At 71.1% G+C, this 19,630-nt stretch carries 17 protein-coding genes; 11 read left to right on the top strand and 6 right to left on the bottom strand.

Going from position 1 to position 19,630, the window contains the following annotated elements; genetic code table 11:
* The first annotated feature begins 231 nt into the window (after positions 1 to 231).
* A complete protein-coding gene (locus AB0J08_RS38140) occupies positions 232 to 624 on the top strand; it encodes a pyridoxamine 5'-phosphate oxidase family protein (RefSeq protein ID WP_360643606.1) in 393 nt (130 codons plus the stop codon).
* A 14-nt stretch (positions 625 to 638) separates the two neighbouring features.
* On the opposite strand, the gene AB0J08_RS38135 is transcribed toward AB0J08_RS38140, so the two are convergent.
* Both AB0J08_RS38135 and AB0J08_RS38130 read right to left on the bottom strand, forming a co-directional pair.
* Positions 639 to 2,351 (bottom strand): GAF domain-containing sensor histidine kinase, encoded by a 1,713-nt coding sequence (locus AB0J08_RS38135; RefSeq protein WP_360643603.1) that lies wholly within the window; start codon positions 2,349 to 2,351, stop codon positions 639 to 641.
* Positions 2,352 to 2,560: 209 nt separating this feature from the next.
* Positions 2,561 to 2,809, bottom strand: a complete 249-nt coding sequence (locus tag AB0J08_RS38130; RefSeq protein WP_360643600.1) for a hypothetical protein — start codon at positions 2,807 to 2,809, stop codon at positions 2,561 to 2,563.
* Positions 2,810 to 2,875: 66 nt separating this feature from the next.
* Here AB0J08_RS38130 and AB0J08_RS38125 point away from each other — a divergent pair, with 66 nt between their 5' ends.
* The gene (locus AB0J08_RS38125; RefSeq protein ID WP_360643597.1) at positions 2,876 to 3,556 is read left to right on the top strand and encodes a hypothetical protein; all 681 of its coding nucleotides are present in this window, start codon (positions 2,876 to 2,878) and stop codon (positions 3,554 to 3,556) included.
* Between the two features lie 121 nt (positions 3,557 to 3,677).
* On the opposite strand, the gene AB0J08_RS38120 is transcribed toward AB0J08_RS38125, so the two are convergent.
* Positions 3,678 to 4,334, bottom strand: coding sequence for a hypothetical protein (locus AB0J08_RS38120; protein ID WP_360643594.1), 657 nt, complete (start codon positions 4,332 to 4,334; stop codon positions 3,678 to 3,680).
* Positions 4,335 to 4,398: 64 nt separating this feature from the next.
* The gene (locus AB0J08_RS38115; RefSeq protein ID WP_360643591.1) at positions 4,399 to 5,304 is read right to left on the bottom strand and encodes a universal stress protein; all 906 of its coding nucleotides are present in this window, start codon (positions 5,302 to 5,304) and stop codon (positions 4,399 to 4,401) included.
* Between the two features lie 338 nt (positions 5,305 to 5,642).
* Here AB0J08_RS38115 and AB0J08_RS38110 point away from each other — a divergent pair, with 338 nt between their 5' ends.
* The 6 genes from AB0J08_RS38110 to AB0J08_RS38085 all read left to right on the top strand — a co-directional run bounded on the left by AB0J08_RS38110 (position 5,643) and on the right by AB0J08_RS38085 (position 11,647).
* Positions 5,643 to 7,169 (top strand): amino acid permease, encoded by a 1,527-nt coding sequence (locus AB0J08_RS38110; protein WP_360643588.1) that lies wholly within the window; start codon positions 5,643 to 5,645, stop codon positions 7,167 to 7,169.
* Between the two features lie 13 nt (positions 7,170 to 7,182).
* Entirely contained in the window at positions 7,183 to 8,406 is a 1,224-nt protein-coding gene (locus tag AB0J08_RS38105) for an arginine deiminase (protein WP_360643585.1), read from the top strand.
* Between the two features lie 17 nt (positions 8,407 to 8,423).
* Complete coding sequence (argF, locus tag AB0J08_RS38100) at positions 8,424 to 9,470, top strand: ornithine carbamoyltransferase (RefSeq protein ID WP_360643582.1); 1,047 nt, start codon at positions 8,424 to 8,426, stop codon at positions 9,468 to 9,470.
* Between the two features lies 1 nt (position 9,471).
* Entirely contained in the window at positions 9,472 to 10,467 is a 996-nt protein-coding gene (locus AB0J08_RS38095; protein ID WP_360643580.1) for a carbamate kinase, read from the top strand.
* 22 nt (positions 10,468 to 10,489) lie between these two features.
* Positions 10,490 to 11,275, top strand: coding sequence for a sigma 54 modulation/S30EA ribosomal C-terminal domain-containing protein (locus tag AB0J08_RS38090; protein WP_360643578.1), 786 nt, complete (start codon positions 10,490 to 10,492; stop codon positions 11,273 to 11,275).
* 117 nt (positions 11,276 to 11,392) lie between these two features.
* Positions 11,393 to 11,647 (top strand): DUF1214 domain-containing protein, encoded by a 255-nt coding sequence (locus tag AB0J08_RS38085; RefSeq protein ID WP_360643575.1) that lies wholly within the window; start codon positions 11,393 to 11,395, stop codon positions 11,645 to 11,647.
* A gap of 133 nt (positions 11,648 to 11,780) precedes the next feature.
* Here the strand turns inward: AB0J08_RS38085 and AB0J08_RS38080 are convergent, their stop codons facing one another.
* Both AB0J08_RS38080 and AB0J08_RS38075 read right to left on the bottom strand, forming a co-directional pair.
* Entirely contained in the window at positions 11,781 to 12,641 is an 861-nt protein-coding gene (locus AB0J08_RS38080; RefSeq protein ID WP_360643572.1) for a universal stress protein, read from the bottom strand.
* Entirely contained in the window at positions 12,638 to 12,772 is a 135-nt protein-coding gene (locus AB0J08_RS38075) for an oleate hydratase (RefSeq protein WP_360643569.1), read from the bottom strand. The genes AB0J08_RS38080 and AB0J08_RS38075 overlap by 4 nt, the downstream gene beginning before the upstream one ends.
* An 800-nt stretch (positions 12,773 to 13,572) precedes the next feature.
* Here AB0J08_RS38075 and adhE point away from each other — a divergent pair.
* From adhE to pflA, 3 genes are all read left to right on the top strand, one after another.
* On the top strand, positions 13,573 to 16,236 hold the full coding sequence (gene adhE, locus AB0J08_RS38070) for a bifunctional acetaldehyde-CoA/alcohol dehydrogenase (RefSeq protein WP_360643566.1): 2,664 nt from the start codon (positions 13,573 to 13,575) through the stop codon (positions 16,234 to 16,236).
* Between the two features lie 31 nt (positions 16,237 to 16,267).
* Entirely contained in the window at positions 16,268 to 18,532 is a 2,265-nt protein-coding gene (gene pflB / locus AB0J08_RS38065; protein ID WP_360643563.1) for a formate C-acetyltransferase, read from the top strand.
* 76 nt (positions 18,533 to 18,608) lie between these two features.
* Positions 18,609 to 19,418 (top strand): pyruvate formate-lyase-activating protein, encoded by an 810-nt coding sequence (gene pflA / locus AB0J08_RS38060; protein WP_360643560.1) that lies wholly within the window; start codon positions 18,609 to 18,611, stop codon positions 19,416 to 19,418.
* Positions 19,419 to 19,630 lie beyond the last annotated feature (212 nt).

Genomic DNA, 19,630 nt, shown 5'->3' with positions numbered 1-19,630 from the left:
AAGCGGTCGCCATCGCGCCCCACTACAGGACCGCCCCGACCAACCCTCCGACCAAGGTTCCCCGAGCCTGGAATCACTAAGTCACTGGTATTGCAACTAGCCCCGCGCTTTCGGGCGACCGGTCGCTCGTCCGGCGACGGGACCGAGACTGCCGCCGAGGGGCCACTCGGCCCGGGCGCGAGGACCATGAGCCCCTCCCGCTGGGACGGGCCGGGGATGAGGATCGATGCCATGACACCTGACCACACCCCGCTGGACGAGCGGCAGTGCCGGCGGCTGCTGGCCGCGCGGTCGGTGGGCCGCGTCGTTTACACCGTCGGTGCTCTGCCGGCCGTCCTGCCGGTCCCCTACCGCCTCGCCGGCGACGGCAGCGTGCTGGTTCGCGCCACCGCGGGCTCCGAGCTGGTGCGCGCGGTCTGCGGGGCGCTGGTCGCCTTCGAGGTGAGCGAGGTCGATGAGACGGACGGCAGCGGCTGGACCGTGACCGTCCTGGGCTGGGCCGACGTGGTCGAGGACCACGCCCGCCCCAGCCCCGCTGAGCCTACGGACCTGGTGTCCGTCCGCATCCGGAACGAACTGGTGGCCGGCCGAACGCTGCCCGCCGCCGACGCCCGCGTGGAGTGACACCGCCCTCTCGGTCAACGACCAAGCGGTACGGACCACACCAGCCTGGTGCCGCCATCCGCCGGTCCCGTCAACTCCATCGCACCGCCCAGGCCTTCGGCCCGCTCGGCGAGGTTGCGCAACCCGCTGCGCCGTCCCTGCTCCGGCACTCCGACGCCGTCGTCCCGCACCGTCAGCACGACCTCCTTGCCGGTCGCCTGCAGCACGACCTCGACCCGTGCGGCCTGAGCGTGCCGGGCCGAGTTGCTCAGCGCCTCGCTCAGGACTGCGAGCACGTGGTCGGCGACCTCGCCCGGTACGTCGGTGTCCAGCAGCCCCTCCATGCTCAGCCTGGGCGCGAAGCCGAGGGCTGTCTGTGCCGCCTCCACCACCCGCACCACGCGCGCCCGCAGTCCCTGCGAGGCGCCCTCGTCCCGGGCTCGCAGGCCGAAGATCGTCGAGCGGATGATCTTGATGGTCTCGTCGAGGTCGCCCACTGCGCGCAGTACCCGGTCCGAGGCGCCGGAGTGGTCGATGAACCGGGCCGCGCTCTGCAGCGTCATCCCGGTGGCGAAGAGCCGCTGGATCGCCAGGTCGTGCAGATCGCGCGCGATCCGGTCGCGGTCCTCCAGCATTGCCAGCTGCTCCGCGTCATGTCGGCGTGCGGCCAGTTCCAGCCCCAGGGCGGCCTGGTCGGCGAACCCGAGCAGCGGACTGATCTCCCGCTCGGTGAACTCCGCCGCTCCTGCCGGCCGGGCCAGGAGCAGTACTGCGTCGATGTGTCCCGCTGCCCGCCCGAGCGGGACCGCTACGGCGGGGCCAAGGCCCTCGGAGCGCCGAGGGTCGGTCGGCAGCCGGGGATCGTCGGCCAGGTCGGGGGTGGTCACCGGGGTGCCCTGCTCGTACGCGGCCCCCGACAGGGTGCCCTGCGTCGGCACGACCATGTTCTGCCGGGCGTGCGCTTTGCCGCCGAGTGCCAGATCCAGGCGCAGCCTCTCGCCGCCGTCCTCCGGCACCACGACATCGGCCAGCTCCGCACCGGTGATCTCCCGAGCCCGCTGCGCGATCAGCTCCACCACCTGCTCGCGCGAGCTGCCCGAGAGGAGGCTGCGGGTGATCTCCGCGCTCGCACTCAGCCAGCGCTGCTGACGCTGCGCCTCCTCGTACAGGCGGGCGTTGTCGATCGCGACGCCGGCGGCGACCGCGAGGGTGGCGATCACCGACTCGTCGTCGGCGTCGAAGTCCTCGCCGCCGCGCTTGTCGGTCAGGTAGAGGTTGCCGAACACCTCCTCGCGCACCCGCACGGGCACCCCGAGGAAGGTCCGCATCGGCGGGTGGTTGGCGGGGAACCCGTAGGAGGCGGTGTGCGAGGAGAGGTCGCCGAGCCGCAGCGCCTCCGGATGGTGGATCAGCTCGCCCAGCAGGCCCTTGCCGGTCGGGTAGGGCCCGATCGCGGTGACCTCCTGCTCGGACATGCCCACGGTAAGGAACTGCGAGAGGGTCTCCCCATCCTGGCTGATCACCCCGAGCGCCGCGTAGCGGGCGTCCACCAGCACGGCGGCCGCCTCGACGATCCGACGCAGCGCCTGGGTCAGGTCCAGTTCCCGCCCGACCGACAGCACCGCCTCCAGCAGGCTGTGCACCCGGTCCCGCGTCCCACGGGCAGCGTCGATCCGGGCCTGCAGTTCCTCCAGCAGCTCGTCCAGTCTGAGCTGCGGAACCCGTGACCGCGTCACGTGCCCACCCATGCGCGTCCTCCTCGTTCCGACACCCGGCCGGTCGATTCTCGCAGACGGCACAAGCGACCGATCGGTCCCGGTACAGGCACGGACTTGTTTCGGTCTGGGCAGGCCGCGCAATCCCACGGGGGAGGTCCGCGACGCCGCAGCGGGCGGTCCACACCTGTCCAGACCTGCTCGACGGTTCGAAGCGAGCCGGGGAGCCCCACAGCGGGGCCCTATCCGGGCCGGCTGCCGACGATGATAGTCAGCGCTGAGTGCGTCGCCGACTTCCAGGACCGCAGCCGCAGGCCTGCGGTTGTGGCGGGACCGGCGGGACCGTAGCCCATCCGGATCAGCATCTGCACGTACTCCGTGCCGTGCTGCGGATCCCGCATCGCCCACCGCAGCTCGGGCCGCTCCATCGCCTGGTAGAGCAGGGATGACTGCGCCCCGTGGGCAATGATCAGCAGTAGGATCCGCTCCAAGTCCTGGACCGCACGCATCCAGTCGGCTGGTGCGTCGTGCGCGGTGGAGAGCACGACGATCAGCGGGTGCGACTCGAAAGGTACCGGGCGCTGGTGGTCGGCGGGCAGACCTCGGGCCCTTTGTGCAGGCCGTGGATCGCGTTGCCGCTCGCCGCCCGGCTCCGGGGCTCGGTGGTGCTGCGCTCTGCCTCGCCGGTCAAGCAGAGCAGTCGCTCGGTCTCTGCCGCACCCGGCAGTCGCAGCACCGCACCCTCCGTCCGCGCCGCGCCGACCGGGTACCGCACGCTCGGCGAAGGGCTGCCGGCTGCTGGGGCGTTGCCAGATGGCGTCGAACAGGTTCGAGTCATGGTCCTGCTCGTGCGCGTGCTGCGGCGATCCGGCCAGGTGGACGGCGGCGAGCAGATCTGGTTCGGCCGGACGTGGCAGGAGCCGGACGACGGGCTCCCAGCCGAGACGACGGATGGCGATGCGGAGGTTGAGCAGCGCCGCACCGATCAGATGTGCAGGGCGCGTCCGGTGGGGTCGGCCATCAGCAGAGTCCGCTCGGGGGCTGCTTGCACGTCGACCGTGGCGGTCCGCGGATCCAGCCGGAAGCGCCAGGGTCGGGTGTTGTGGATCGAGGGCGCGGCAACCGCCGCGGAGATCATCCTCTCCGGTGCCTTGGCGTTGAGAACTGTGGACGACATGCTGGCCTCCTGGTTCGGCCGGGAAGGGAGGAAGTCCCTCGGACGATATGAGCGCGAGTGAGGCCCGCGGATGGGTCGGGCCCCATCCCCTCGGGCACTTGGGCCCCGCAGGAGGCGGCGTCGCGGCCCGGCCAGGGAGGCATGTGATGCGGGGCTGTGCTCCAGTAACGATCGTTCAGCGGTTATGCGGGTCGGTGATACCGGGCTTGGGGGGCGGCTCGGCCGGTCCCGAGCGGCTTCAGCCGCTCCCAGGACCGCTGCCAGGCGTGGGCTGCTCGGCGGTCGAGCGTGCGCAGGCGCAGGCCGAGGCCAGTGGCGACCAGGACGGAGAGGCAGCCGAGGGTGAACAGGCCGATGAAGATCGCTTCGCCGGTCGTGTCCGCGCCAGTGGACGGTGTGGTGGCGAGGGTGCCGGTGTCGTTCACCCAGATGGGGGTGGTGGAGCCGGCTGCGGCCCGGCCGGGCACGGAGATGGTTGCCGTGTGCGGCTGTCCGGACGGGTAGGTCCAGGCTGCCTGAGCCTGGTAGGAGGGCGGTGCGAAGGAGAGGGAGGTGGACGTCTGACGGACCGGGCCGAGCAGTACCGCCTCGATGTGGTGCAGGTGGGCGAGCGCCGTCGTGGAGTGCTGCTGCGCGAGCCTGAGGTCGGCCAGGGCGGTGCCGGTGCCGAGCAGCGCGGACAGCACGATACCGAGGGCGGCGGCGAGCAGTGCGCGGCTGCGGGCCCGGTCCAGCGGACGGGTCAGCGGGTTTCGCTCGACACCGACGGCTCGGCGCACATGTCGGCGCCACCGGCGGGTCGTGGCTGCGGGCGGGGCCGGGGCGGGTGCGGTGGACATGGTCGTACTCCTTCGGTGCTGCCGTGCGGGCTGGTGGTGGGTGGCCGTCGGTCGTGCGGTGGGGTCACGGGTGGGGAACCACCGCCACTGGGGTGGCGGCGTGGTGGAGCACGGCGTGAGCCACCGGGCCGAGGCGCGGGCCGAGGCGCGGGCCGAGGTCGTGGCGGCGGTCGCGGCGGCCGACGACGACCAGGTCGGCCCCGGTGCAGGCGTCCATCAGCACACCGGCTGCTCCGCCGAGCCGGACCAGCTCGGCGACCTCGACCTCGGGGTACCTTTCCCGCCACGAGGCGAGCATCTGCGTCAACTCGGCTTCCTCGCACGCCTGCTGGGCGGCTACCTCGCTGCGCGGCGGTACCCAGTTCGCCAGCGACCAGGCCGGCAGTGGGTTCCAGCCGTGGACCGCGTGCAGCCTGGCCCCACGCCGCCCGGCCTCGGTGAAGGCGAAGTCGAGGACGGCGTCGACGGGGTGGTGTGCGTCCAGTCCGACCACGACCTCCCGCACAGTCGGGCCTTGCGCACCGGGCGCTGCAGCATTGGGGCAGGAGTCGGGACGGACCAGGACGACCGGGACCGGGGCGCGCGCGGCCACCGCGAGGCCGACCGAGCCGACCAGCAACGCTGCGAAGCCGCCCAGACCGCGCGAGCCCAGGACCAGCAGCGACTGCCCCGCGCAGGCGTGCATCAGCGCGTCGACCGGTTCGTCGCCGATCACTTCGGTCTCGACCGCCAGCCCGGGATGTGCGCGGCGGATTCGGTCCGCGGTGTCGGTCAGTGCGTGGAGCGCGGCCGTCCGCAGGTCGCCCGGGTAGGAGGTCGCCGTGTCGGGGGAGTTCGCGCCGGTGAGCCACGGCCAGGCGTGCAGCAGCCGCAGCGGTGCGCCGCTGCGCTGCGCCTCGGCGGCCGCCCAGTCGGCTGCTGTCTGGCTCTGCGGTGATCCGTCGATTCCTACAAGAACCTGTCGCGTCATCCTGAGTGCCTTTCCGGGAAACGGGTGGATGTGACCGGGGCTCAGGCCCCCGACCACTCTGGGGGTGGCCCGCCCGGCGCGCCCAGGGACCGACAGGACCGCCGGGGTGGGCCGGTGGTCCCCCTACGCCCCTCCGGCCCCGGCGCTCTGAGGCCAGCTCAGGGCGATTTGGCCGGTGGGCACGGCGGGACCCTCGGGCCTCGTGTCGGGACCGGTGGCGTCCGTGGGAGGGACCGAGGGTCCCTGTCCCGGGGTGGTGCTGCCGTTCGACGATCTCCGCGGTGCACCGGGTACGACTGCGCCGACCGAATACCCCAGCCCACGGCAAGGAGCCCCTCATGTCCGCAGACGATCACGGAAGACCAGCAGCCCTCACCACGGGTGACGGGACGGACGGCGCACCCGGGCCGCGCGCCACGACCTTCGGGCTGCCGGCCGCTACCGCGCTGGTCGTCGGAAGCGTGATCGGCACCGGGGTGTTCGCACTGCCCTCCGCACTCGCGCCCTACGGGCCGATCGCGCTGGTGGCCTTCATGGTCGTCACGGTTGGGGCGCTCGCGCTGGCGGGTACCTTCGGGCGGCTCGCCGAGCGGATGCCCGGCAGCGGCGGCCCATACGTCTACGCCCGCGAGGCGTTCGGCGAGTTCACCGGGTTCCTGACCGCCTGGTCGTACTGGATCACCGCCTGGGCGGGCAATGCCGCCATCGTGGTTGCCTGGGTCGGCTACGTCGAGGTGTTCGTCAACAAGGGACACCACACCTGGGCGTCCATCGTGATCGCGCTGGTCGGCCTGTGGCTGCCGGCTGCCGTCAACCTGACCGGGGTGCGCAATATCGGCGCGTTCCAGGTCGTCACCACGATACTGAAGTTCCTGCCGCTGGCCTTCATGGCAACGGTGGGCCTGCTGTTCCTCAAGGCCGGCAACTTCGGTGCCTTCAACGCGAGCGGCGGCTCCGCCCTCGGCGCGGTCTCGGCCGCCGGGGCGATCGCGATGTTCAGCTATATCGGCCTGGAGACCGCCTCGGTGGCCGCCGGCCGGGTCCGCGACCCGAAGCGCAACGTGCCGCGGGCCACCGTGTACGGCACGCTGGCCTGCGCGGCCATCTACCTGCTGGGCACCCTGGCGGTCTTCGGCACCGTCCCGCACGCCCGACTTGGCAGCTCCACCGCACCGTTCACCGACGCGGTGAACAACATCGCCGGCGGCCACTGGGCCGGCAACCTGGTCGCTGTCGCCGCCGTGATCTCCGGGCTCGGCGCGCTCAACGGCTGGACGCTGATCTGCGCGGAGATGCCGATGGCGGCAGCCCGGGACGGGCTGTTCCCGCAGGCGTTCACCAAGGTGCGGGGCCGCAGCGAGGTGCCGGCGTTCGGCATTGTCTCCGCCACCGTTCTCGCCTCGGTGCTCACCGTCGTCAGCTATACCCGCTTCACCAAGGTCTTCACCGAGATCGTGCTGCTCAGCGTGCTCACCGCGGTGATCCCCTACCTGGTCTCGGCCGCCGCACAGCTGTACTGGCTGGTGCAGCGCGGCCGGGCGGAACTCGACCGGCGGCGTTTCGTACGCGATGTCCTCGTCGCGGTCCTCGCGCTGGCCTTCTCCTACTGGTCGATCCAGGGCAGCGGCTACCAGACCGTCTACTACGGCCTGTTCGCCATCCTGCTCGGCATCCCGGTCTACCTCTGGCTGGCCCGTCCGAATGCCGACCAGGCCACCGCCGCGCTGACCGAACCCGCCGCCGCTGCCCTCGCCACGGACCCCGCCCCCGGCGTCATTGAAGTGCCGAGTGCCGCCCGCGTCGCCCGCCCGATCGGGCTCCCGACCCTCATCCGCCGCGCGCTCACCCCGCGCCACCAGCACTGAATCCCGAGGAATCATGTCCGCGCTTCACGTCGACTCCGAAACAGGCCGCCTCCGCCAGGTTGTCCTGCACCGCCCCGGCCTCGAACTGTCCCGGCTGACCCCCGGCAACGTCGACGAGCTGCTCTTCGACGACATCCTGTGGGCCAAGCGCGCCCGCGAGGAGCACGACGCCTTCGCCCAGGTCCTGCGCGACCACGGCGTACGCGTCCACCACTACGCCGACCTACTCGCCCAAACCCTCGAACTCCCGCCGGCTCGAGCCTGGGTGCTCGGCCAGGTGGTCAGCCCCGACAGCGTCGGTCCGGCGCTGGTGGAGCCGATCCGCGCGCTCTGCGACGATCTGGACGGTGCCACCCTGGCCGAGTACCTGATTGGCGGTGTCCTCAAGGACGACCTGCCGCTGCGCAGCCCGCACAGCCTGCTCTGGCACACTGTCGGCGAGCAGGACTTCGCACTGCCACCGCTGCCCAACCACCTCTTCCCGCGCGACAACTCCTGTTGGATCGGCGCCCGTTACAGTCTCAACCCGATGGCCCGCCCGGCCCGGCGTCGGGAGACCCTGCACACCGCGGCGATCTACCGCTTCCACCCGCTGTTCGCCGAGACCGCACCGCCGCTGCTCGACGGCACCACGGCGGCTCCCGGCGTGACGATGGAGGGCGGGGACGTCCATGTGGTGGGACCCGGCGTGGTCATGGTGGGCATGGGGGAGCGGACCACTGCGCAAGCCGTCGAGCAGCTCGCCCAGCAGCTCTTCCTCACCGGCACGGCCCACCGGCTGATCGCCGTGCGGCTGCCGCGCAGCCGGGCGTTCATGCACCTGGACACCGTGCTCACCATGATCGATCGCGACACCTTCGCCCTCTACCCGGGCCTGGCCGACCAATTGCGCTCCTGGACGCTCACCCCCGCCCCCGAACGCCCGGCCGGCTTCGAGGTCACCCCTGACACCGACCTCGCGACCTCGCTCGCAGAGGCGCTCGACCTGGACAAGGTCCGATTCCTCTCCGCCCCGCAGGACGCCCGCGCCGCCGAGCGCGAACAGTGGGACGACGGTAGCAACTTCCTCGCCCTCGAACCCGGTGTGGTCGTCGGTTACGAGCGCAACACCACCACCAACACCTACCTGCGCAAGCAGGGCATCGAGATCGTCACCATCGCCGGCTCCGAGCTCGGCCGCGGCCGCGGCGGACCGCGGTGCATGAGCTGCCCGATCCAGCGCGACGCCGCCAACTAGGTACCCAGGAGCAGAAGATGACCACCAGCCACGTCACGACCGGTACCCCCGCGACCCGGATCGAGGCCGCCCGCCTGCGCGGCCGCGACTACCTGAGCGAGCTCGACTTCACCGCCGCCGAGATCCACCACCTCCTCGACCTGGCGGCCGAGTTGAAGCAGGCTCGGCGAGCAGGAACCGAGACGCCCCGGCTCACCGGCCGCCGCATCGCGCTGATCTTCGAGAAGAACTCCACCCGGACCCGGTGCGCCTTCGAGACCGCTGCTGCCGACCAGGGCGCCACCACCACCTACCTCGGCCCCGACAGCTCGCACCTGGGCCACAAGGAGAGCGTCGCCGACACCGCCCGGGTGCTGGAGCGGATGTACGACGGCATAGAGTACCGAGGCTTCGCCCAGCAGACCGTCACCGAACTCGCCCGCCACGCCCGGGTTCCCGTGTACAACGGCCTCACCGACGAGTGCCACCCGACCCAGAGCCTGTGCGACGTCTTCACCATGCGAGAGCACAGCGGCAGGCCGCTCGAGGAGATCTCCTTCTGCTACCTGGGGGACGCCCGCAACAACACCGCCCGCTCGCTGGCCGTGATGGGCTCCCTGCTCGGCATGGACGTACGGATCGCCGCGCCGCGCGCGCTCTGGCCCGATCCCGAACTCGTCGCCGAATGCCTGCCGCTGAGTGATCGCAGCGGAGGAACGTTCACCCTGACCGAGGAGGTCGAGGAGGCGGTGGCCGGCGCCGACTACCTCTACACCGACGTCTGGGTCTCGATGGGCGAGCCCGCCGAGACCTGGCACGAGCGGATCGCCCAGCTGCTGCCCTATCAGGTGAACGCCAAGGTCCTCGCGGCCACCGGCAACCCGGACACCGCGTTCCTGCACTGCCTGCCGGCCCTGCACGACAGCCGTACCGAGCTCGGCGCCGAACTGCTCGCCGAGTACGGGCTGGACGCTCTGGAAGTCACCGACGAGGTATTCGAGTCGCCCGCCTCACTGGTCTTCGAGCAGGCCGAGAACCGCATGCACACCATCAAGGCCGTCCTCGTCGCCACCCTGGGAGCCTGACATGCGTGTCGTCGTCGCCCTCGGCGGAAATGCCCTCCTCCAGCGCGGGGAGCGCCCCGACGCCGACGTCCAGCAGATCCACGTCCACCAGGCCGTCGCCTCGCTCGCCGAACTCGTCAACGCCGGACACGAGTTGGTCGTCGTGCACGGAAACGGCCCGCAGATCGGCCTGCTCGCGGTGGAGAGCGCCACCGACCCCGAGCTGAGTGCTCCCTACCCGTTGGATGTGCTCGGCGCCCAGACCCAGGGCATGATCGGCACCCTGCTCGCCCGCGAGCTGACGAGCCGGTTGCCGGGGCGGTCGGCTGCCGCGCTGGTCACCCACACCGAGGTCGACCCGCACGACCCCGCCTTCCGGCACCCCGACAAGTTCATCGGCCAACAGCTCACCGCCGAGCAGGCCCGACGTCTGGAGCTGGACCGGGGCTGGACCTGCGCCCAGGACGGCTCGCACCACCGCCGTGTCGTCCCCTCACCCCGGCCGCGGGCCGTGCTCGAAGTGCCCGTCATCCGGGAGCTTCTGAACCACGGAACTGTCGTGATCTGTGCGGGCGGCGGGGGCGTGCCCGTCACTCGCAACCCGTACAGCGGTGAGTTGCGCGGCGTGGAGGCCGTGGTCGACAAGGACTTCGCCGCCGCCCTGCTGGCCGAACAGCTCGGCGCCGACGCCCTGTTGATCCTCACCGACGTCACCCACGTGTTCAGCCACTTCGGCGCCGCCCACCCCGGCCCACTGGTGCGGGTCACCCCCGGGCAGCTGCGCGCCCTTGACCTGCCGGAGGGCTCGATGCGGCCCAAGGCGCAGGCCGCCGCCGCCTTCGCCGAACGTACCGGCCGCCTGGCCGCGATCGGCCCGCTCGACGACGCGCTCGGCATCCTGCTCGGAACCACCGGCACCACCGTCAGCACGGCTTCGACGGTTGGCCACCCGGGACCCGTGGCACCGCGGCCGGGACCTTCGGCCCTCGGTAAGCGGCCCGCCCACACGACAGGCTGAACTCGATCGAGGAGGACATCTGATGAACCGTCTGAAGGCCAAGTCCGACACGGATGTGTCAGTGGAGCTGCGCGGCGCGGTGTCGCCGGAGTCCGTCGAGTACGCCAGGACCAAGCTCCTCGCCGTGATCGAGCGCCTCGGCGAGCCGGTCCTCGCGGCCCGGGTCAAGCTCACCCAGGAGCCCAACCATGCGGTGATCCGGCCCGCCCTGGCTCAGGCCGTGGTGGACCTGGCGGGCCGGCCGGTGCGCGCACACGTGGCGGCCACGACCATGAACGAGGCCGTCGACCTCCTGAAGGACCGGCTGAACGCTCGCCTGGCGCGCGTCCGCCACCACCGGGAGGCCCACCGCCACGACAGCCCCGAGGCCGGGTCGCACTCCTGGTACGACGGCGCAGGTCACGAGCACCGCCCGCAGCGCCGAGGGCGCGCCGCACGGGAACGTCGGATCGTCCGGCGGAAGTCCTACAGCCTGCCCCGCCAGAGCGCGTTCGCCGCCGCCTTCGAGATGGAGGCCATGGACTACGACTTCCACCTGTTCACCGACGCCGCCTCAGGCCACGACAGCCTGGTCTACCGCGACGAACGCACCGGCGGCCACCGGGTGGCCTCGGCCGACCTGACCACGTCGGCGAGGTCGGGCCCCGGCGATGCCCCGACCCCGCGGCTCGCGGTCGCCGAGGCGGTGTCGCGCATCGACCTCACCGGCCTGCCGTTCGTCTTCTTCACCGACACCGCGACCGGCCGGGGCAACGTCCTTTACCACCGCTACGACGGCCACTACGGCCTCATCACTCCCGCGCAGTAGGAGGCGCGGGTCGCGAGCCCGGTCCGCTGTGGGGGTGGGCCGGAGCGGCACGGGAGCCGGGAGTGGCGTGGGGGCCGCTCCCGGCTCCTCCTGTCCGCACCGCCAGGGGACGGGCCGGTGAGGGGCTCTGACCAGGCCGCGACGGCACCGGCTGAGCTCGACCACTTCGCCCTCGGCGACCTGGACTCGCTGACCTACAACGCAGACGGCTCCATCGACATCCCCGTCTCGCACAGAAGTCCCGGCCCGGACCGACAGGCGAACTGGCTGCCGGCACTGTTGGGATCGTTGGGGATCACGATGCGCCTGTACGCACCGAAGCCCGAGGTGCTCGACGGCCGCTGGACCCCGCCGCCGGTCCGTAGGGCCTGAGAGCAGTCGCGGCGCGGGGGTCGGAGAACGGCCGATGCCGCTGCCCGTCCGGAGTGCTCCTCCGGGCGGGCAGCGGCATTCTGCGGGATGGTTGGTGTCGCGTCCGGGGCCGGTGCTGACCCGACCGAGAGCCTCAGTCGTGCGGGACGACGGCGACCGGTGCGTGCGCGTGGTGGACCACGGCGTGGGCAACCGGTCCGAGGCGCGCGCTGAGGGGGAGTGGGCGCCGGCGGCGTCCGACGACGACCAGTGCGGCGTCGGCGGAGGCGTCCACCACGGCCCCCGAACCGGTGTCGACACGGCTGTCCTCGATCACCTCGACCTCGGGGAACTTCTCCCGCCAGCCGGCGACGGCTGCATGCAGGAGCTCGGCTTCCAGGGCCTGGAACTGGGTACTCTCGATCTGCGGCGACACCCAGCCCGCGTAGCCCCAGACCGATGGGGGCGTCCAACCGTGGACCGCGCGCAGCGGGGTACCGCGCAGCGCGGCCTGCCGGAAGGCGAAGTCGAGCACGGTGTCCGAAGGCTCCCGGGTATCGACGCCGACAACGACCTCGCGGGCGTCGGGTGTGGCAACCGGCTGCGCAGCCCGGACCAGCACTGTGGGGCAGTCGCTGCGGGCCGTGACCGCCAGGCCGACCGAGCCGACCAGCAGGCCGGTGAAGCCGCCCAGGCCGCGTGAGCCGAGGACCAGCAGCTCGGCATCGGCCGCCGCCAGCAGGTCGACCGGGTCGCCGCCTGACAGCAGCTCGGTACGGACCTCCAGTCCGGGGTGCTGCCGCTGGACCTGCTCGGCGGTCTCGGCGAGCATCCGGGCGGTCAGGGCCCGGACGTCCTCGGGCTGGCCGGGATCCGCGTGGATGTCGTCCAGCCAGGTCTGTGCGTGGACCAGCCGAAGGGCGAGTCCGCGGCTGGCGGCCTCGTCGGCCGCCCAGAGTGCGGCGGCGGTGCTCTCGGGTGAGCCGTCGATGGCGGCGAGTATGTCCGTTGTCATGAGGGGAGCTCTTCCAAGATGTGGATGTTCTCGCCGGGGAGGTCCGCGTCCCGGATCAGGAAGGCGGCTGCCGCGAGCGAGCCGATGCCGCCTACGACCAGGTAGGCCTTCTCGCGCTGGCTGTCGATCATGGTTCGTCCAGCTGTCGGAGCGGGCGCCTGGTGGCGCACCTGCGCTGGTCGCAAGCGCTTCCAGTCTTCGCCGGGCCGCCGAGCGAGAGCAGGGCCACGCGGTCCCGGTGACTTCGCCGTAGGTCCCGGGCGAGCGGCGGGGGCGTGACCCGATCGGTCCTGTGCGTGGCGGGACCGCGGTGTGACGCTGGGTGGCAAACGCAGTCCCGCGCTTCTGAGGAGCCCGCTGCCATGCCCGCCACTGCGCGTCCCACCCCCGCCGTCCTGTCCGAGCCCGAGTCGCGGACCTGGCAGAGCTGAACCGACAATCACGTTAGTGACAAGAGGAGTTGACGACCACGCAGCTGCCCGTCACCGTCGGAGTCGACGGCTCGTCAGCGGATCCTGGCGGCCGCCGACTGGGCCGCCGAGGAGGCAGCACTGCGAGATCGCCCGCTGCGCATCCTGCACGCGAAGCCCCTCATGCCGCACCTACTGCCGAGCCGACTCGGGCAGTGGCACGCCGCCGTCCTTGACGGCACGAGCGTGCTGCACGAGGTCGAGCACGCCGTCGCGGTCCGGCATCCGCAGGTGTGCACACACCGAGGAGATCCACGACCTGGCCACCACCGTCCTGGTGGCGGCGGCCTCGGGCCTGCGGCGGGACCAACCGCCCGACGGCACCCGGGACCTTGGGCCTGCGACAGTGCCCCAACAGCCGCTCCCCTGGGAGCAGCTGACGGGGAAGGCTTCGAGACGTGCCGGGCCGCGCGACAGCCGCAGGCGGCCGGCCCACGACGACAACCCGAAAGGTGATCCCGATGCCCCGCCGCCAGCAGTCCCACGACCAGACCACAGCCCCGCAGGCAGCGCAGACCGACCAGCCGGACAGCACCGTGAGCGCCGTCGACGCCCTGGTGGCCGGTGCCCTGACGGCCCTCGCGGAGTACGCCTCCTTCACCCAGGAGCAGGTCGACCACATCGTCAGGAAGGCCTCGCTGGCCGCACTCGCCCAGCACACCGGCCTCGCGGCGCTGGCGGTCGAGGAGACCGGCCGCGGGGTCTTCGAGGACAAGGCCGTCAAGAACGTCTTCGCCTGCGAGAACGTCACCCACGTGATGGGCCGGACGAAGACGGTCGGGGTGGTCCACCGTGACGAGATCGACGGCATCGTGGAGATCGCCGAGCCGGTCGGCGTGGTCGCCGGCATCACGCCGGTGACCAACCCCACCTCCACCACCATCTTCAAGTGCCTGCTGGCCCTGAAGACCCGCAACCCGATCGTCCTTGCCTTCCACCCCGCCGCCCAGCGCTGCTCGGCCGAGGCGGCCAGGATCGTGCGGGACGCGGCGGTCGCGGCCGGCGCCCCGGCCCACTGCATCCAGTGGATCGACCAGCCGTCCATGGCGGCCACCGGCACGCTGATGAACCACCCGGACGTGGCGACCATCCTGGCCACCGGCGGCAACGCGATGGTCAAGGCCGCGTACTCCTGCGGCAAGCCCGCGCTCGGCGTCGGCGCGGGCAACGTGCCGGCCTACGTCGAGCGGAGCGCGGACCTGCGCCGCGCCGTCAACGACATCGTGCTGTCCAAGTCCTTCGACAACGGCATGATCTGCGCCTCCGAGCAGGCCGTCATCCTCGACGCGGAGATCCACGAGGCGGCGATCGCCGAGTTCCGCCGGCTGAAGGCGCACTTGGCCACGGCGCAGGAGAAGGCGCTGCTGGAGCGTCACCTGTTCGGCACGGGTGACGGCGACTCGTGCGCGGGTGACCGGCTGAACGCGGCCGTGGTCGGCCAGTCTGCCGCGCAGATTGCCGAGGCGGCCGGCTTCACAGTGCCCGCCGACACCTCGATCATCCTGGTCGAGGCCGAGCGGGTCGGCCCGGCCGAGCCGCTGACCCGGGAGAAGCTCTGCCCGGTATTGGCCGTGCTCCGCGCCGCCGACCGTGCGCAGGGAATCCAACTCGCACAGCAGATAGTCGAGTTCAACGGGCTCGGCCACTCGGCCGCGGTACACACCGAGGACGCGGCGTTCGTCGAGGAGTTCGGCCACGCGGTCAAGGCGTGCCGGATCATCTGGAACGCGCCCAGCTCGCAGGGCGGCATCGGCGACGTCTACAACGCCTTCATTCCCTCGCTCACCCTCGGCTGCGGCAGTTACGGCCACAACTCGGTCGCCGGGAACGTCTCGGCGCTCAACCTGCTCAACATCAAGCGGATCGGGCGGCGCAACACCAACATGCAGTGGTTCAAGGTCCCGCCGAAGATCTACTTCGAGCGCAACTCCGTCAAGTACCTGGCCAGCATGCCGAACGCGCACCGGATCGTCATCGTCACGGACAAGACCATGGTGGAGATCGGCCACCTGGAACGGATTCGCAATGTCCTGGACCGCCGCCGCGAGCCCGTAGAGGTGCGGGTGGTCGACTTCGTCGAGCCCAACCCGAGCATCGACACCGTCCGCAGGGGCGCCGAGCTGATGCGCGGCTTCCAGCCCGACACCATCATCGCGCTCGGCGGCGGCTCACCGATGGACGCGGCCAAGGTGATGTGGCTGATGTACGAGCACCCGGAGGTCGACTTCGCCGACCTGAAGGAGAAGTTCTTCGACATCCGCAAACGCGCCTTCACCTTCCCCGACCTGGGTGAGAAGGCGAAGCTCGTGTGCATCCCGACCACCTCGGGCACCGGCAGCGAGGTCACCCCCTTCGCGGTGATCACCGACACCGCCACCGGCCAGAAGTACCCGCTGGCCGACTACGCGCTCACCCCCAGCGTCGCCATCGTCGACCCCGCACTCACCACCCACCTGCCGAAGGCCGTCACCGCCGACACCGGCTTCGACGCCCTCACCCACTGCATCGAGACCTACACCTCGGTCTACGCCAACGACTTCACCGACGGCCTCGCCCTCCAGGGTGTCAGGCTGATCTTCGAGTACCTGGAGCGGGCCGTCACCGCCGGCGCCGACGACCCGCTCGCACGGGAGAAGATGCACAACGCCGGCACCATCGCCGGGATGGCCTTCGGCTCCGCCTTCCTCGGTGTGGTGCACGCGATGGCACACACCCTGGGCGCCACCTTCCACGTCGCCCACGGCCGCACCAACGCGCTGCTGCTGCCGTACGCGATCCGCTACAACGGATCGGCCCCGGCGAAGGTCACCGGCTGGCCCAAGTACGGAAGTTACGTGGCGCCGCAGCGCTACCAGGAGATCGCGAAGATGCTCGGCCTGGCGGCCGACACCCCCGAGCAGGGAGTCGAGTCGCTGGCCCGCGCGGTCGAGGACCTGCGCGACCGGGTCGGCATCCCGCGCTCCTTCAAGGACGCGGGAGTCGACGAGTCCGCCTTCCTGGCCGCCCTGCCGCAGCAGGCGATGAACGCCTACGAGGACCAGTGCGCCCCGGCCAACCCGCGCATGCCGATGCTCGACGACATGCAGCAGCTGATGCGCCAGGCCTACTACGGCGACCAGGCCTGACTCCACCCACAGCACGACGGGAGCACATCACATGACCACGCAGCAGCACGAACGGATCCTGAACGCCTCGGACGGATTCCACGGCGGCCGGTGGCGCGACACCATCGACGTGCGCGACTTCATCCAGCACAACTACACCCCCTACGAGGGCGACGGTTCCTTCCTCGCCGGCCCGACCGAGCGCACCACCGCGGTGTGGCGGCAGATCACCGACCTCTTCCCCGAGGAGCGCCGCAAGGGCGTGTACGACGTCGCCCACGACATCCCCTCGTCCGTCACCGCGCACGCGCCCGGGTACATCGACCGGGACCGGGAACTGATCGTCGGCCTGCAGACCGATGCCCCGCTCAAGCGCGCGATCATGCCCAACGGGGGCTGGCGGATGGTCGAGGGCGCGCTGAAGACCTACGGGTACCCGGTCGACCCCGAGCTGGCCAAGGTCTTCACCGAGTACCGCAAGACCCACAACGCCGCCGTCTTCGACGCCTACACCCCCGAGATCCTCGCCGCCCGCAAGGCCGGCATCATCACCGGACTCCCGGACGCCTACGGCCGGGGCCGCATCATCGGCGACTACCGGCGGGTCGCCCTCTACGGCGTGGACCGGCTGATCGAGGCCAAGCGGGCGGAGAAGGCCGAACTGAACCGACTGCCCAGGGATCCCGAGCGGCTGGAGGAGGTGATCCGCGAGCGCGAGGAACTCGCCGAGCAGATCCGGGCGCTGGGCGAGCTGAAGGAGATGGCCGCGAGCTACGGCCAGGACATCTCCGCTCCGGCGGGGAGCGCGCGGGAGGCGATCCAGTGGCTGTACTTCGCCTACCTGGCGGCGGTGAAGGAGCAGAACGGTGCGGCGATGTCGCTCGGCCGCACCTCCACCTTCCTCGACATCTACCTCCAGCGCGACCTGCTCGCAGGAGAGCTGTCGGAAAGTCAGGCGCAGGAACTGGTCGACGACTTCGTGATCAAGCTGCGGATCGTGCGGTTCCTGCGCACGCCGGAGTACGACGAGTTGTTCTCCGGGGATCCGACGTGGGTCACCGAGTCGATCGGTGGCATCGGGCAGGACGGGCGGCCGCTGGTCACCCGCAGCTCGTTCCGCTTCCTGCAGACGCTCTACAACCTGGGGCCCGCGCCCGAGCCGAACCTGACCGTCTTCTGGTCTCCGCAACTGCCACAGGGCTTCAAGGAGTTCTGCGCCAAGGTGTCGATAGACACCTCCAGCATCCAGTACGAGTCGGACGAGCTGATGCGGCCGCGCCTCGGTGACGACACCGCGATCGCCTGCTGCGTGTCGGCGATGACGGTCGGCAAGCAGATGCAGTTCTTCGGCGCCCGGGTCAACCTCGCCAAAACCCTGCTCTACGCGGTCAACGGCGGGCGGGACGAGAAGTCCGGCGCCCAGGTCGGCCCCGAAACCGGTCCGATCACCGGTGACGTCCTCGACTACGACGAGCTGCTCGCCAAGCTCGACCAGCAGATGGACTGGCTGGCCGAGACCTACGTGCACGCCCTCGACGTCATCCACTACATGCACGACAAGTACGCCTACGAGCGCATCGAGATGGCCCTGCACGACCGCGACATCCGGCGCACCATGGCCTGCGGCATCGCGGGTCTCGCGGTGGCCGCCGACTCCCTGTCGGCCGTCAAGTACGCGACGGTCAGGCCGATCCGGGACGAGACCGGGCTGGTGACCGACTACGAGATCGACGGCGAGTACCCGGCCTACGGTAACAACGACGACCGGGCCGACGCGATCGCGGTGCGGCTGGTCGAGGAGTTCATGGCGAAGGTGCGCAAGTACCCGACCTACCGCGGTGCCGAGCACACCCAGTCGGTGCTGACCATCACCTCCAACGTGGTCTACGGCAAGAAGACCGGCAACACCCCGGACGGTCGCCGGGCGGGCGAGCCGTTCTCCCCGGGCGCCAACCCGATGAACGGCCGGGACCGCCACGGCTACGTCGCGAGCGCCCTGTCGGTCGCCAAACTCCCGTACCAGGAGGCCGAGGACGGCATCTCGCTGACCAACACCCTCACCCCCGACGCGCTCGGTCGCAGCCCCGAGGAGCGGGTGAAGAACCTGGCCGGCGTGCTGGACGGCTACACGGCGGTAGGCGGCTTCCACATGAACGTCAACGTGCTCGACCGCGAAACGCTGCTCGACGCCATGGAACACCCCGAGAAGTACCCGCAGCTGACCATCCGGGTCAGCGGCTACGCCGTCAACTTCGTCCGCCTCACCCGTGAGCAGCAGCTCGACGTGGTCAACCGGACCTTCCACGAAGCACTGTAGTCCTCCCACCGCCCCGACCAGGTGCCGGCGCCGTCCTCGACCAGAGGCGCCGGCACCTCACTCTTTGGAGCCCGAAATGAGCACACCCGCCCCGTCCGAGGTTCCGTCGCTTCGCTCGCTCGCGGTCACCCCGGCGGCGGCCGCCACCGGTCGGCCGGTCACCGGGATGCTGCACTCCTGGGACCTGTCCACCGGCGTCGACGGCCCCGGCACCCGCTTCGTCACCTTCCTGTCCGGTTGCCCGCTGCGCTGCCTCTACTGCCACAACCCGGACACCTGGCGCCTGCGCGACGGCCGCCGCGCCGCCGCCGACGAGATCGTCCAGGAAGCCGCCAAATACGCGAAGTTCATCCACACCAGTGGTGGCGGCGCCACCATCAGCGGCGGCGAGCCGCTGCTCCAACCCGTGTTCAGCGGCGAGCTGTTCCACCGCTTCAAGCACGAACTGGGCCTGCACACCGCCCTGGACACCTCCGGCTACCTCGGCGCCCGGGCCACCGACGCGCTGCTCGCCGACGTCGACCTCGTACTGCTCGACATCAAGTCCTGGGACCCGCGGCTGTACCGTCGGCTGACCGGCCGGGACCTGGCCCCCACCCTCGACTTCGCGCGTCGGCTGGCCGACCTCGGCAAAGAGGTCTGGGTCCGGTTCGTCCTGGTCCCCGGCCTGACCAACCCGGCCGAGAACGTCGAGGGCATCGCCGCCTTCGCCGCCTCGCTCGGCAACGTCACCCGAGTCGACGTGCTGCCCTTCCACAAGCTCGGCGCCGCCAAGTGGCAGGCGTTGGGCATGGAGTTCACCCTCGCCGACACACCCGGGCCGACCGCCGAACAGGCCGCCGCTTCCCGTGTCGCCTTCGCCGCGCACGGCCTGCTCGTGTTCTGAGCGGCTCTGGCAGCAGCCGGCGGTAGGTGTCCGAATTCTCGCCGTCCTTGCCCGGCTCGGCCCCGGCCAGGGCTTTGTCTTCCGTCGGGCCGTTGGGTGGGTCTCCTCCGTACCGCGGAGGCTGGGGAGCCAGAAACCGGTCACGGACTTGGACCCGGCGACGAGCTGGGTGATCGGTACGAGCCCGTTGACGCCGGTGACCGCTCCGAAGA

This window comes from Kitasatospora sp. NPDC050463 (assembly GCF_040655255.1).
Lineage (GTDB): Bacteria > Actinomycetota > Actinomycetes > Streptomycetales > Streptomycetaceae > Kitasatospora.
The sequence above is the reverse complement of the archived record's forward strand: the minus strand, read 5'-3'. Positions and strand labels throughout refer to the sequence as shown.